Origin of the sequence: Chryseobacterium sp. 22532 (genome assembly GCF_052044665.1) — a bacterium.
Lineage (GTDB): Bacteria > Bacteroidota > Bacteroidia > Flavobacteriales > Weeksellaceae > Chryseobacterium > Chryseobacterium lathyri.
In genome coordinates this window covers 470731-484613 of the sequence record NZ_JBQENJ010000001.1, presented here as the reverse complement: position 1 = coordinate 484613, position 13883 = coordinate 470731, and the positions used below count along the sequence as shown (strand labels likewise).

The following is a 13883-nucleotide window of genomic DNA, read 5'->3' as shown; positions in this document are numbered from 1 at the left end:
AATATTTAAATGAAAGCTCCACAGGCAAAAAAAATAGAGAAAATACTAGAAATACATGGCGACAGAAGAATTGACAATTACTTTTGGCTTAATGAAAGGGAAAATCCGGAAGTGATACAATATCTTGAAGAGGAAAATGCCTATGAAGAGTTTATGATGAAAGACACCGAGGCCTTTCAGGAAGAGCTTTTTGAAGAAATGAAGGCTCGCTACAAAAAAGATGATGAATCTCTCCCCTATTTCTTTAACGGATACTGGTATATTGTACGCTATGAAGAAGGAAAAGAATATCCTATCTTCTGCAGAAAGCATAAAAGTCTGGATAACGAAGAGGAAATTATTGTTGATGTTAATATTTTAGCAGAAGGCGAAACCTATTTTGAAGTGGGAAGCATTGCAGTTTCCCCGAATAATGAATTGGTTTCTTTTTCATCGGATAACGTAAGCCGCAGGATTTATACCATTAGCTTTAAAAATCTTGTAACAGGTGAAGTCTTCTCTGACCAGATTTTGAACACAACAGGAAAAGCAGTTTGGGCCAATGATAATGAGCATGTATTTTACATCAGAAAAGATGAAAGTTTACGGGCTTTCCAGGTGTACAGACATAAGCTGGGCACTGATGCTGCGGAAGATGTTTTGATTTTTCATGAAAAGGATGATACTTTTGATGTGAATGTCTTCAAGACAAAATCCATGGAGTATATTTTCATTGCCAGCTCCAGTACAATTTCCGACGAGCATAGGTTCATTCCTTCTGACAATGTTTTTGCAGAATGGAAAATCATCCAGCCCAGAATTGATGATCTGGAATATTCGGTAGAGCATTTTGAAGATGAATTTTATATCATCACCAATGCAGATGATGCAATCAATTTTAAAATCGTAAAGACCAAAATTGACAACTGTGGAATGGAAAACTGGGTAGATGTTATTCCACATCGTGCTGAAGTTCTGCTGGAAGGTTTTGAAATTTTCAGGGATTATCTGGTCCTTGAAGAAAGAGAAGAAGGGCTTCTCCAGATTAAAATCATCGATGAAAAAACCCAGGAATCTTATTATCTTCCTTTTTCCGACCCAACATATACGGCCTATATCGGGATCAACATGGAGTTTGACACTGAGGTTCTCCGTTATGGCTATACGTCACTGACGCAGCCAAGCTCAACCTATGAGTATAATATGAAGGAGAAAACGACTCAGCTCCTGAAACAGCAGGAAGTTCTTGGTGGCAAATTTGTTCCTGAAAATTATATTTCAGAAAGAATCTGGGCAGAATCGAGGGATGGAGAAACAAGAATCCCGATTTCATTGGTTTATCATAAAGACACCAAAAAATCTGCAGACACACCTTTACTGTTATACGGTTATGGCAGTTATGGACATACTGTAGATGCAAGTTTTTCTAATGTAAGACTTTCCATTTTAGACAGAGGATTTATTTACGCCATTGCTCATATCCGCGGTGGTGAATATCTGGGCAGAGAATGGTATGAAGACGGTAAAATGCTTTTCAAGAAAAATACATTCTTCGATTTTATTGATGCCGGAAAGCACTTAATTAAGGAAAATTATACATCATCAAACCACATGTATGCAATGGGCGGAAGCGCAGGCGGACTTCTGGTAGGAGCCGTTATGAATTACGAGCCTAAGCTTTTTAACGGAATTGTAGCACAGGTTCCATTTGTAGATGTGGTGACAACAATGCTGGATGAAACTATTCCATTGACAACCGGAGAATATGATGAATGGGGAAACCCTAATGACAAGGAATACTATGAGTACATGAAGGAATATTCGCCTTACGATAATGTTGAAGCGAAAGACTACCCACATATATTGATTACAACAGGCCTTCACGATTCTCAGGTCCAATACTGGGAACCTGCAAAATGGACTGCAAAACTGAGAGAATTGAAAACAGATGATCATCTTTTATTATTCAAAACTGATATGAGCTCAGGTCACGGCGGAGCCAGCGGAAGGTTTGAATCGTTGAAGGAAGACGCTCTGGAATATGCATTCTTGCTGAAAATAGATAAAAAATAATTTTAATCTTTTCTTCACCTTTAAAAATAAAATCATGTTATTATTAATATTTCCTGCAATAGCCATGTGTATTATTTAATACAAAAGGATAAAATTCGAAAGGCAGAGAAGCGGGAAATTTTTAAAGAAAAACAAGAAAAAAAACTGCAGCAGCTTCTTGAAAAAGCAAGAGAAGAAGATGCAGAAGCTAAAGAAAAAAAATGACGAATACTATGAACGAATCTGAATATTGGCAAAAGATAGAACAGTTTTTTATAGACAATTTTGATACTGAGAAAAATCCTCCGATTGAAACACTTTTATTTCTGATCGGACTGCAGGAATTGGGAAGTGGCCAGCAGAAATACACCAAAGAAGACAAAGTAAACCTGATTCATATTGCAGTGTGCAGATTGCTGGAACCTTTCGGTTACTATAAGTTTACTCATTATGAAGATGGATGGCCACAGTATGACAAGCTGGAAGAGCTTCCGGAACTAAAGCCAAACGAACAGTCTCTTTTGATGAAAAAAGCAATTATACAATATTTTCAGGAAGAGGAGCTGATTTGATGTACTGATAATAATTTGCCAATCAGGCAATAAATGATGAATGTTACAATGCATATATAAATAAAAAAAGACGGGTTATCCCGTCTTTTTTTATAAAGCCAAAGATAAACATATTCCGGCCTTTAAAAATTTTCATATTTATTTGAGAATTTCTTCAAGCTGCGCCAGTCCCATTTTAAAACCCTCTTCAAAACCCATTTCCAGCTGTTGCTTCATAGCTTCAGAAGCTGGAAAATAAATATTGATGGTCACTTTTGTACCTTCTTCTACTCCTGTAAATCCAAGCAGCCATTTTGCTTGTGCAAAATCTTCATTAATGTTTCCTTTTTCGTCACAGAAAGCATCTACACCATCAAAACTTCTATGCTCTGTAATTTCACCATATGCCATCTGACCATACATTTTTTCACCTTCAGGTCCTACCATGGCATAGTGCCAGACTCCACCTTCTTTAAAATCCTGTTTTACAGTTTCACATTTCCAGGGCTTCGGTGCCCACCATTGATCCAATAATTCGGATTTGGTAAAATAGTCCCACACTTTTGAAACGTCAGCGTCATATATTTTCATGACATATACACTGTTTGAATCAAAATCTTTGTTAAAAATGATATTAGATTCCATAAGTAATTATTTTTGTTAAAGCTACTCCTTTATCCATTTACAGGACTTTTCATATGACAAGTTATTGTAAATTCATAAATAATTGTTAAAAAACTCCCTTTTAAGAGAAATTAAACAATTTTTTGGCTCGTTTTTTGTTTATCAAGTCTTAAAATAATTAATTTTAACATTCATTTTTTTCAATATATAAAATCCAATAATGAATAATAAGTTCATCCCAATAATTTCGGTGTTTATGACAATCTCACTGATTGTATTTGTTACGCTCCAATTTTATTGGCTGAAAGGTTATTATGGTGCTCTTGAGCAGGAATTTTCCAATAAAGTATACGCTGCTTTAGAAAACACTTCAAAAAATATTGAAGAAATTGAAGCTGATAAATACCTGAACCAAGATTATACTAATTTAAGAAATAATATCCTTGCCAGCAAAGACCAGCCTTCTTTAACAACCATTCAGCAGGTAGAAGATTCCGGCGCACAGCGTCAGATTATCTATTCTAAAAACATCATATCAAAAACACAACTTCCGATCTCTCAGAAAGGTGATTCGGTAAAGCTGACAACTCTGTATACAGACGATGCAACTTATAAAATAAAGAAAGACACCACCAACCGCGAGCTTCTTACCACAGACCTTAACAATGATATTGAAAACGGGGATTATGCCATAAAAGAATTTGTAAAAGTGGTTGGCACCAATCTGCCCATCGATAAAAGAGTAGACACTAAAGTCCTTGATTCGGTAATCGCTAAAGAACTGAAAATAAAAGGCATCACTGCAAAATTCGGATACGGGGTAATTGATAAGAACAACAAGCTTACCAGTGTTGTCAATAAGGTTTATAAAGAGAAAAAAGACAGCAATACCTATAGCTATCCCCTTTTTACAGATAAAAAAGACCGGACTTTATACAGTCTGGCTTTAGTATTTCCTAAAAAAGAATATTCCCTGGCGATGAACAACTGGCCCATGCTTCTGGGAACTTTCCTGTCATTACTGACTATTCTTGGGATTTATATTATCTCCATCAATTATATGATGAGACAGAAAAAACTGGCTGAAGTGAAAACAGACTTCATCAATAATATGTCCCATGAGTTTAAAACACCACTGGCAACAATTTCTGTAGCCACAGACTCTTTAGCCAATGATAAGATTGCTACCAATCCAGATAAAGTAAAATACTATTCGGAACTGATCAAACAGGAAAATTTAAGGATGAAAAAGCAGGTGGAAAACGTTTTGAATATGTCCAAGCTTGAAAGAAATGAGGTAGAGCTATTCCTAAAGGAGACCAATGTACGTGAACTGATCAAAAGAACGACAGAATCTTTTAATCTCATTGTGCAGCAGAGAAACGGTTCTTTGACACAGGAATTTACTGCAACGAACTATACTTTTAAAATAGATGAGTTCCACATCTCGAATATGCTGGTGAACTTACTGGACAATGCCAACAAATATTCTCCTGAAACCCCTGAAATTAAAGTAAAAACAAGTAATGAAGGAAACTGGTACGTCATAGAAATTTCCGATAAGGGAATGGGAATGGAGACCCATAATAAAACTAAAATCTTTGAAAAGTTCTTCAGAGAAGAAACCGGAAATATCCACAATGTAAAAGGACAGGGACTGGGGCTTTCTTACGTAAAGAAAATCGCAGAACTGCACAAAGGGCAGATAATTGTAGACTCTCACAAAGACAAAGGAAGTACGTTTACGATAAAACTGCCGATGAGCTAAATCATCAATGATAAGTAATGAGTAATGAATGAGAAGATCCTATAAAAAATCAATGAGATCAAGATCATTTATCATTAAAAATAGAAACCAAATAACAAATATAGAAGATAGAGTGAGGAGGTTCATTCTTAATTTTTAATCATTAATTTTAATTATTAAAATCATGAGCAACAGAATATTATTAGTAGAAGACGATCAGAGTTTCGGAGCAGTGCTGAAGGATTATTTAACGATCAATAACTTTGAGGTAACCCTTGCTACAGATGGAGAGCAGGGTTTGAAAGAATTTACAGAAAATGAATTTGACATCTGTATTTTCGACGTGATGATGCCTAAAAAAGATGGATTTTCATTAGCCGAAGACGTAAAAAAAATCGATAAAAACACCCCTATCATATTCCTTACAGCAAGAAATATGAGAGAAGATATCCTAAAAGGATACCAACTGGGTGCGGACGACTATATTACAAAGCCGTTTGATACAGAACTTCTTTTGTATAAGATCAAAGCGATCCTGCAGAGAAGCTCTACTTTGGAAAATGAGGAGCAGGAGCAGTTCAAGATCAGTAACATTTTCTTCGACTCTATGCTGAGACAGCTTAAAGTTGGTGATAAAGAATACAAACTTTCTCCAAAAGAAAATGAGCTGTTAAAACTTCTTTGTATCCACAGAAACGATTTCATGCCGAGAGATCTGGCGTTGAGAAAAATCTGGAAAAAGGAAAATTACTTTACCGCAAGAAGTATGGATGTGTATATTGCCAAACTCCGTAAACTCTTAAAAGATGATGAAGGATTGGAAATTATCAACGTTCATGGTGAAGGATTTAGGCTTTTAGTTAAAAATTAAGCCTAAATACCAATTATAAATATAAAATTAGCAAAACAATTAAAAATGTTTTGCTAATTTTGTTTCATACCGATTGGATATGAAAAATACATTCTTGGGCATTATTGCCATTTCAATATTAGCTGTTTCATGCAAAAAGGACGAAAAGCCTACTTATATAAAAGAAGAAGCAGGTGTTCAGCAGCCCAGCATTGCCGTTAATTCAACTTCTCAAACTGCCCTGATGGAGCAGGCAGGTGTACAGTCCAATCCAAATCCGGCTTCTGCCACGGTAGTTCCGGGAATTAAAAACCCTCCACACGGGCAACCCGGCCACAGATGCGATATTCCCGTAGGACAACCGCTCAATGTAAATCCGGCAACCATCCAGACAACACCCGGACAAAACCCCAATAATTCCATTAAAATAGATGCCAATTCTATGTCAGCAGGCAAAGTGGCAATCAACAATAATGCACAGCCGGTTAAAACGGCTCCGGGAATGAATCCTCCGCACGGACAGCCCGGCCACAGATGTGATATCCCGGTAGGACAGCCCTTAAACAGTAAGCCGGCGCCGGCGCCAGCTCCAATGCCACAACCTGTTCAAAGCGCAGCGCAAAATGTTCCGGGACCTGTAACAGCCGCTCCTCCAACAGGTGAAAAACCTAAACTTAACCCTGCACACGGAGAACCATGGCACAACTGTGCTTTAAAAGTTGGTGATCCTTTATCATAATTTTTGTATTTTTGCAAAGATGAAGCTGTTTCACATTCTTACAGTTATTTTTTGTCTAGGAATTTTTTTAGTTCCTAAAGACAGCTTCTACTCGCAATCTATGCAGGATACTTGCTGCAAAACCAAGTCTGAAAAAAGCGACTGCTGCAAAAATCACTCTTCAAAAGAGAGTAAGGACAGCCAAACCAAGTCTTCATGTAATGACGACTGCTGCTCAACCTGTGTTGCGTGCTATACTTATATAGAAACTCCGTTTTCAAAGAATTTACATTTTGAACCGTCTTATTACAAAGCGAATAAGAATCCGCAGTTCCAATATTCACCGCCTCATTTATCAGACCGTTTAAAAGAGATCTGGCAGCCGCCTAAAATAGGTTAATTGTCAAACAGTGAGTCCGTTAAGCATTTTAAGGGACCGTTTATAATTAATCTAAACTTTTAAACAAAATGAAATTATATATTTCCAAGTTCATTCTTGGTCTAATGATCGTGTCTGTACACTTTATATCCGCTCAAAACCTTTCAAAATCCCAGTTCAAAGTCAAAGGAAACTGTGAGATGTGCAAATCCAGAATAGAAACTACCGCTAAAAAAGCAGGAGCCAAAACCGCTGTTTATTCTATTGATCTTCAGACTTTAACCCTGGAAACCGACAGCAAAATTTCTCCCGACGAAATTTTAAAGAAAGTAGCCGATGCCGGTCATGATAATGAAAAATTCAAGTCCCCTGACGAAATTTATAAAAGTCTTCCTGGGTGTTGCCATTATGAAAGAGACCTTCAGCCTTCCATTGCAGAAGCTCATCTGCATCATTCTAAAAAAGGAAATGAGTTTTATGTAAAAGGAAACTGTGCTTCATGTAAAGCCAGAATAGAAAAAACCGCAAAAGATGCCGGTGCAGATTCCGCAGAATGGAATGCTGAAACACAGACGGTAATCTTAAATTTTGATCCTTCAAAAACCTCGCCGGATCAGGTTTTAAAAGCGATTGCAGATGCCGGTCATGACAATGAAAAATACAAAGCTTCCGACGCTGTTTACAAAAGTCTTCCCGGATGTTGTCTGTACGACAGAGATATTCCGTTTGGAGAAGCCAACCCAAATGTTCACTATGAAGAGGGCGCAAAACACGACGATCATGAAGAACATGGTGCAACTCTTAATGAAACTCATGAACAGCACGAGAAAAGCATTGAAGGAGTAACGGTTACCGGTTCAAAAGCAGCAACTGCATTGAGCAAAAAAGAGGCAGGTCTTGTTTTTAATATTGATAAAAAAGAATTACTAAAAGCAGCTTGCTGTAACCTGTCTGAAAGCTTTGAAACCAATGCCACCGTAGATGTTTCTTTCAGTAATGCTGTTACGGGAACCAAACAGCTGAAAATGCTCGGCCTGGACCAAAAATATACCAGTTTAACCAAGGAGCTTCTTCCTGAAATCAGAGGTCTTGCTTCGGCTTACGGACTAAATTTCATTCCCGGAAGATGGATCGAAAGCATCCAGCTGACAAAAGGCGGAAGTACGGTAACGAACGGCTATGAAAGTATTACAGGACAGATCAATACTGAGCTTCTGAAAAATGCCAAGGAACCTGAAACGTCATTGAATATATTCGCTGATTTCAACGGAAGAGCGGAAGCCAATATCACCAGTGTCTCTCCTATCAATGAGAAATGGTCACAGACATTCTTATTGCACGGAAACGGAACATTTGGAGACACGGATATGAATCATGATACTTTCCTGGACAGACCCAAGGGAACCCAGATTAACGCAGCTTATCTCCTTAATTATAATGATCTTGAAAAATCGGGATTCGGGTCTCATTTCGGGATCAATTTTATCAGAGACGAAAGAACAGCCGGACAGGTTGCTTTTGATAAAAAACTGCCTCAGGACGAACAGGGTGCATATGGTGTGGGTATTGATATTTCAAGATTCCAGGTCTGGAATAAAACAGGGTATGTCTTCAAAGGAAAGCCCTACCAGAGCCTCGGATGGATGAATCAGTATGTATATCATCAGCAGGACAGCTTTTTCGGATTGAGAAATTATGCCGGGAAACAGCATACTTATTATTCAAATTTAATTTTTGAAAGCATTATCGGAAATACTAATCATAAGTACAAGGCAGGAGCCAGTTTTCTATATGACGGCTACGAGGAAACGTATTTAACAGACGATATGAAGAGAAATGAAATCGTTCCGGGGGTTTTTGCAGAATATACATTAACAGGATTAAAATATACTTTGGTAGCAGGAGCCAGAGCGGATTTTCATAATCTTGCGGGTACTCAGTTTACTCCGAGACTTAATTTTAAATATGATTTCACGCCGCAGACAATCTTAAGGCTTTCTGCAGGCAGAGGATTCAGGACGGCTAACGTTTTTGCTGAAAACCAACAGTATTTTGCATCAAACAGAAGTATCCAGATTTTGCAGAATGGTGGAGATATTTATGGTTTAAAACCTGAGATCGCATGGAACTACGGAGCCAGTCTACAGCAGGAATTCAAGCTTTTCGGAAGAAAATCTTCCATCGTCGCTGATTTTTTCAGAACAGATTTCCAGGACCAGGTGCTTGTTGATCTTGACCAGTCTCCACAACAGCTTACTTTTTATAATTTAGAAGGAAAATCTTTTGCGAATTCTTTCCAGACTCAGTGGGATTTTACGCCTTTCAAAAATTTTGATGTAAGACTGGCTTATAAATATTATGATGTTCAGGCAGATTATCTGGACGGCAGAAGAGAAGTTCCGTTTATGGCGAAACACAGAGGCTTTGTGAATCTTGCCTATGCAACAAATAAAAATAACAAAGGAGGATTCTGGAGTTTTGATACCACGCTGAATTGGGTAGGAAAACAAAGACTCCCGGATACTTCAGGCAATCCGGCAGAATTTCAGCTTCCTGTATACTCTGATTCTTATGCTGTGCTGAATGCGCAAATCTCAAGGAATTTCAATAAAAAGCTCAGAGCTTATCTAGGAGGTGAGAACCTTACGTCATATTATCAGAAAAATGCCATTGTTGATTTTAGAAATCCATTTGGAAATTATTTTGATGGCGGAATGGTGTATGCCCCTATCATGAAGGCTAACTTTTATGTGGGATTGGATGTAACTTTTTAATTTTTTAACGTAAAGTTGAAGCGTGTAAAGTAGGAATCAATAAGTTGATTAATGAATCAAGAGACTGTTTTAAAAACAGTCTCTTTTTTATTAAGCTGCGACATTTGAGCATCTTATTTTAAAAACGAAATGATCTGTTAAATTCATGTTCAAAAAAAGTATTTAACAAAACCCACTTCTATAGATAAACTTCTATGATTAATCGATATATATCGATGCTTTTTATAAGGGATTTTATTTTAGAAAGCTGTTACTTTGTACCAGTAAAATTAACCAACGGGGAATGTTACTGGAAACAAAAATGATGAAACAAAAATATTGATGTACAGATAACCTCAAGAACTTTTTGAAAACTTAAAAACACAAATAAGGAAAAATTAATTTGGTTTAAAGGTTATTTGATACAAATAAAAAAGACTGTTGTTAAGACAGTCTTTTTTTATTTTTGCAATTATCTTCCGAAATCGTCCTGTACTCGTACAATATCATCTTCATTCGAAGGATTGGAAGCATCGGTATGCTGCCAGATTTCCGCTACTACTCCCCAGCCGTCTAAACCGATCAGCCTGTGTCTTTCACCTTGCTGAAGTTTAATCTGATCTTTTGGATGGTATTCTTTCAGCTCGCCTTCTTCATCGGTATTGCTTGTTTTGATCCCAACTGTTCCTTCCACTACCTGCCAGATTTCGGCTCTGCGATGATGGTACTGCCAGCTTAAACGGGTATTGGGAGCAACCAAAAGGATCTTAGGACTTAGCTTTCCTCCTATTTTCAGACTTTCTACATTGATTCCGTCAAAATACTGATTGGCAAAATCCTGAGCCTGACCTTCATCGATCACGAAAAAGCCGCCCCAAGGTCTTGTATCATCTTTTGCCGCAATAGTAAAACCCTGGCTCGCTAACATTTTTTCTACCTTTTCGAATATTTCTATTTTCTCTGCACTCATAATTTATTCCTGTTCTAAAATTATTTTCAAATATAAAGTTTGTTGATCATTATTCTTTCGACATTGAATAGGGAAAATCTTTTTCCTGAGAGCCTCTTTCTTTATTAGGCTTATTATCCATCTGGAATTCCAACACAGCTCCATTCATCAGTTCTTTGTGGCTCAGCCAGTTTTTCGAATACGGCCGAAGATTTACGTTTAATGATTTTACATATAGATTTTCAGCACTGTTTTCCGGTGCCTTTATTTCAATTTTCTTACCATTTTCTAAGTGAATTACTGCTTCTTTGAAAAGCGGCGCTCCCAAAACATATTGGTCTGTAGCCGGGGTCACCGGATAGAATCCTAAGGCAGAAAATACATACCAGGCGGAAGTCTGACCATTATCTTCATCACCGCAATAGCCATCCGGTGTTGCATAATATAGCTTATCCATCACCTGTCTTGTCCAGTACTGTGTTTTGTACGGGGCTCCGGCATAATTGTACAAATAAATCATATGCTGGATCGGCTGGTTTCCATGGGCATACTGTCCCATATTCATGATCTGCATTTCGCGGATCTCGTGAATTACGCTTCCGTAATAGCTGTCATCAAATACCGGTGGAAGTGAGAATACCTCATCCAGCTTGGCTTCAAATTTCTTTTTCCCACCCATCAATTGGGATAAACCGTCAATATCCTGGAAAACAGACCATGTATAATGCCAGCTGTTCCCTTCTGTAAAAGCATCCCCCCATTTAAACGGATTGAATGGTGACTGGAATTTTCCGTCTTTGTTTTTACCGCGCATCAGACCTGTCTGCGGATCAAACATGTTTTTATAGTTATACGCTCTTTTTTTATAAATATCAATTTCTGAAGCCGGTTTTCCCAATGCTTTTCCTAACTGATAAATGGCAAAATCATCATAAGCATATTCCAGGGTTCTGGCAGCATTCTCATTGATCTTTACATCATAAGGAACATAGCCTAAAGTATTGTAATATTGCACTCCTCTACGGCCTACAGCATCGATCGGGCCTTCGTTATTGGCTCCATGTTTCACTGCCTGCCAAAGTGTTTCCACATCATATCCGCGAAGTCCCTTGATATAAGCATCGGCAACCACTGAAGCGGAATTGTTCCCGATCATAATATCGGAATATCCAGGACTGCTCCACTCCGGAAGAAATCCTCCTTCCTTAAAAGTATTGACTAAACCTTCCTGCATTTCAACATTGATGCTTGGATAAACAAGATTCAGGAAAGGATAAAGAGCGCGGAAGGTATCCCAGAATCCGGTTCCTGCAAACATTTTTCCGTCCAGGATTTTTCCGTTGTAGGGACTCCAGTGTTTTACTTTGTTCTCAGCATCGATCTCATATAGCTTTTGAGGAAAAAATAATGTTCTGTAAAGGGAGGAATAAAATGTTCTGATCTGCTGATCTGTTCCGCCTTTTACTTCAATTCTACCCAGTGTTTTATTCCAGATATTTTTTGCGTCTGCTTTTACCTGTTCAAAATTCCTGCCTGCAATTTCTCTTTTAAGATTCAGTTCTGCCTGCTCGAAACTGATGAATGAAGAAGCTGTTCTTGCATAAACGCTTTCTTTATTTTTTAATTTAAATCCGACAATTGCCCCGGCATGATCACTTGTGATTTCCAGCTGGTTTTTCACAAAAACACTGTCTTTCCAGGTAGTCGTCAAATCAAAATCCTTATCAAACTGGACCACAAAATAGTTTTTGAAATTGTTATATTTTCCTCTGGAATATTTAGTGGTGTACCCAAGGATTTTTCTTTCTTTGGGAAGAATTTTAATGTAAGATCCTTTATTCAGGGCATCAATAACGATATAGGCACTGTCTGTTTTAGGAAAATCGAATTTGAAGAAAGCTGCTCTTTCTGTGGGAGTAAGCTCTGTGGTCACATTGATATCCGCCAGATAAACGCTGTAGCTGTAAGGTTTTGCATTCTCTGCTTTATGGCTGAACCAGCTTGCCCGTTCTTCCTCCTTAAATTTTAGTTTACCGACTCCCGGCATAATGGCGAAAGCACCGTAATCATTCATCCAGGGAGACGGCTGGTGGGTTTGTTTAAAACCTTTTATTTTATCTGCATCGTAGGTATATGCCCATCCATCACCCATTTTTCCAGTTTGCGGAGTCCAGAGATTCATTCCCCAGGGAAGTCCTATGGCAGGATAAGTATTTCCATTGGACAAGGAAGGTTTGGATTGGGTTCCCATTAAAGGGTTTACATAATCGGCAAGAGACACTTCCTGGCCAAATGCTAAGATATTGAATAGAATAAAAAAACTTGAGAATAAAGACTTCATGATATCATTTTGTTAAATTGATCCTGGCTTTTTTCAAAGCATACCCTGCAGCACCAAGAATAGCTGCATCTTCAAAAATAGCAGAAATTTTAATATGAAGATTGATTTTATGCTCTGCTAAATGCTGATTTAACCTCTTTTTAAAGTAAGGATACACTTTTGCGATATTTCCGCCAATGACCAGCACTTCAGGGTTATAGTCTTTTACATATTTTATAATGAACCCGGCAAAAGAATCTGCATAGTCGTTAAACATTCTGGTTTGTATCTCCTCGGGCTGATCCAATAAATCTTTGGTTCCGGATATAGTTCCACCAGTCAAAGCAGCATACTGATTGACAAACCAGCGTGTTGCCAGATAATCTTCACAGATAGAATCTTTGAAAGGCGAATCCCATAAATCTTCATCTGAAGCTGTTTCTCCATTATAGAAAGCTGTTCCCAGACCTGTCCCGAGGGTGACTCCAAAAATCTTATTATATTCCTGCACACAACCGCCAAAAACTTCCCCTTCAAGAAAGGCTCCGGCATCATTCACAAAATGAATCTGATCCGGGGAAACTGAAAGTCTTTGAGCTAATTCGTCTTTAATATTGACTTTATAAATATCAATAAATTTTCCCTGCTGCATCAGCGATATTCCATTTTCATAATCAAAAGGACCCGGCATGGCTATACCGATCAGAAGTTCATTTCTGACAAGGTTATGGATCACTTTTTCGATGGCTGAGATCCAGGAAGAAAAAATGGTTTCGCGTGTCCCGAAGGAGTCCACATGTTCTCTCACATAGGTAGAACTGATAATTTCACGTTTTTCAGGATCAACCTGCGCCATGGTGATGTGCGAGCCACCAATGTCTATTCCTACTATATTCTGCATTATATTCTTTCTTTATATTCTGTATAAATTATTCTTTTTCATTAAAAGGGACAGACAGGA

At 37.9% G+C, this 13883-nt stretch carries 12 protein-coding genes; 8 read left to right on the top strand and 4 right to left on the bottom strand.

Annotated features, from left to right (window positions below):
• Nucleotides 1-9: 9 nt before the first annotated feature.
• From ACTJIV_RS02325 to ACTJIV_RS02315, 3 genes are all read left to right on the top strand, one after another.
• The gene (locus ACTJIV_RS02325; RefSeq protein ID WP_440625369.1) at nucleotides 10-2052 is read left to right on the top strand and encodes a S9 family peptidase; all 2043 of its coding nucleotides are present in this window, start codon (nucleotides 10-12) and stop codon (nucleotides 2050-2052) included.
• Nucleotides 2053-2118: 66 nt separating this feature from the next.
• Nucleotides 2119-2256 (top strand): hypothetical protein, encoded by a 138-nt coding sequence (locus ACTJIV_RS02320; protein ID WP_440625368.1) that lies wholly within the window; start codon nucleotides 2119-2121, stop codon nucleotides 2254-2256.
• Nucleotides 2257-2264: 8 nt separating this feature from the next.
• Nucleotides 2265-2603, top strand: a complete 339-nt coding sequence (locus tag ACTJIV_RS02315) for a hypothetical protein (protein WP_111959025.1) — start codon at nucleotides 2265-2267, stop codon at nucleotides 2601-2603.
• 138 nt (nucleotides 2604-2741) lie between these two features.
• Here the strand turns inward: ACTJIV_RS02315 and ACTJIV_RS02310 are convergent, their stop codons facing one another.
• Nucleotides 2742-3227 carry an SRPBCC family protein gene (locus ACTJIV_RS02310; RefSeq protein WP_111958798.1) on the bottom strand — a complete coding sequence of 162 codons (486 nt, stop codon included), beginning with the start codon at nucleotides 3225-3227 and terminating at the stop codon, nucleotides 2742-2744.
• Nucleotides 3228-3426: 199 nt separating this feature from the next.
• Here ACTJIV_RS02310 and ACTJIV_RS02305 point away from each other — a divergent pair, with 199 nt between their 5' ends.
• The 5 genes from ACTJIV_RS02305 (at nucleotide 3427) to ACTJIV_RS02285 (ending at nucleotide 9674) form a co-directional block, all read left to right on the top strand.
• Nucleotides 3427-4974 carry a sensor histidine kinase gene (locus ACTJIV_RS02305; protein WP_111958796.1) on the top strand — a complete coding sequence of 516 codons (1548 nt, stop codon included), beginning with the start codon at nucleotides 3427-3429 and terminating at the stop codon, nucleotides 4972-4974.
• Nucleotides 4975-5137: 163 nt separating this feature from the next.
• On the top strand, nucleotides 5138-5824 hold the full coding sequence (locus ACTJIV_RS02300) for a response regulator transcription factor (RefSeq protein ID WP_002982671.1): 687 nt from the start codon (nucleotides 5138-5140) through the stop codon (nucleotides 5822-5824).
• Nucleotides 5825-5903: 79 nt separating this feature from the next.
• Nucleotides 5904-6542 carry a hypothetical protein gene (locus tag ACTJIV_RS02295; protein WP_440625363.1) on the top strand — a complete coding sequence of 213 codons (639 nt, stop codon included), beginning with the start codon at nucleotides 5904-5906 and terminating at the stop codon, nucleotides 6540-6542.
• 100 nt (nucleotides 6543-6642) lie between these two features.
• The gene (locus tag ACTJIV_RS02290) at nucleotides 6643-6921 is read left to right on the top strand and encodes a hypothetical protein (protein ID WP_440625362.1); all 279 of its coding nucleotides are present in this window, start codon (nucleotides 6643-6645) and stop codon (nucleotides 6919-6921) included.
• Nucleotides 6922-6989: 68 nt separating this feature from the next.
• Entirely contained in the window at nucleotides 6990-9674 is a 2685-nt protein-coding gene (locus tag ACTJIV_RS02285) for a TonB-dependent receptor domain-containing protein (protein ID WP_440625360.1), read from the top strand.
• A gap of 451 nt (nucleotides 9675-10125) precedes the next feature.
• Here the strand turns inward: ACTJIV_RS02285 and ACTJIV_RS02280 are convergent, their stop codons facing one another.
• From ACTJIV_RS02280 to ACTJIV_RS02270, 3 genes are read right to left on the bottom strand one after another with little or no spacing between them, the layout of a single operon-like run.
• A complete protein-coding gene (locus tag ACTJIV_RS02280; protein WP_440625358.1) occupies nucleotides 10126-10623 on the bottom strand; it encodes a phosphoheptose isomerase in 498 nt (165 codons plus the stop codon).
• 49 nt (nucleotides 10624-10672) lie between these two features.
• Complete coding sequence (locus ACTJIV_RS02275) at nucleotides 10673-12943, bottom strand: GH92 family glycosyl hydrolase (protein WP_440625357.1); 2271 nt, start codon at nucleotides 12941-12943, stop codon at nucleotides 10673-10675.
• Between the two features lie 4 nt (nucleotides 12944-12947).
• Nucleotides 12948-13823 carry an ROK family protein gene (locus tag ACTJIV_RS02270; protein WP_440625356.1) on the bottom strand — a complete coding sequence of 292 codons (876 nt, stop codon included), beginning with the start codon at nucleotides 13821-13823 and terminating at the stop codon, nucleotides 12948-12950.
• Nucleotides 13824-13883: the final 60 nt, after the last annotated feature.

Bases quoted from the DNA above. Each gene is read 5' to 3' on its own strand.
- ACTJIV_RS02325 (WP_440625369.1), top strand. From the start codon at position 10: ATGAAAGCTCCACAGGCAAAAAAAATAGAGAAAATACTAGAAATACAT.
- ACTJIV_RS02315 (WP_111959025.1), top strand. From the start codon at position 2,265: ATGAACGAATCTGAATATTGGCAAAAGATAGAACAGTTTTTTATAGAC.
- ACTJIV_RS02310 (WP_111958798.1), bottom strand. From the start codon at position 3,227: ATGGAATCTAATATCATTTTTAACAAAGATTTTGATTCAAACAGTGTA.
- ACTJIV_RS02305 (WP_111958796.1), top strand. From the start codon at position 3,427: ATGAATAATAAGTTCATCCCAATAATTTCGGTGTTTATGACAATCTCA.
- ACTJIV_RS02300 (WP_002982671.1), top strand. From the start codon at position 5,138: ATGAGCAACAGAATATTATTAGTAGAAGACGATCAGAGTTTCGGAGCA.
- ACTJIV_RS02295 (WP_440625363.1), top strand. From the start codon at position 5,904: ATGAAAAATACATTCTTGGGCATTATTGCCATTTCAATATTAGCTGTT.
- ACTJIV_RS02290 (WP_440625362.1), top strand. From the start codon at position 6,643: ATGCAGGATACTTGCTGCAAAACCAAGTCTGAAAAAAGCGACTGCTGC.
- ACTJIV_RS02285 (WP_440625360.1), top strand. From the start codon at position 6,990: ATGAAATTATATATTTCCAAGTTCATTCTTGGTCTAATGATCGTGTCT.
- ACTJIV_RS02280 (WP_440625358.1), bottom strand. From the start codon at position 10,623: ATGAGTGCAGAGAAAATAGAAATATTCGAAAAGGTAGAAAAAATGTTA.
- ACTJIV_RS02275 (WP_440625357.1), bottom strand. From the start codon at position 12,943: ATGAAGTCTTTATTCTCAAGTTTTTTTATTCTATTCAATATCTTAGCA.
- ACTJIV_RS02270 (WP_440625356.1), bottom strand. From the start codon at position 13,823: ATGCAGAATATAGTAGGAATAGACATTGGTGGCTCGCACATCACCATG.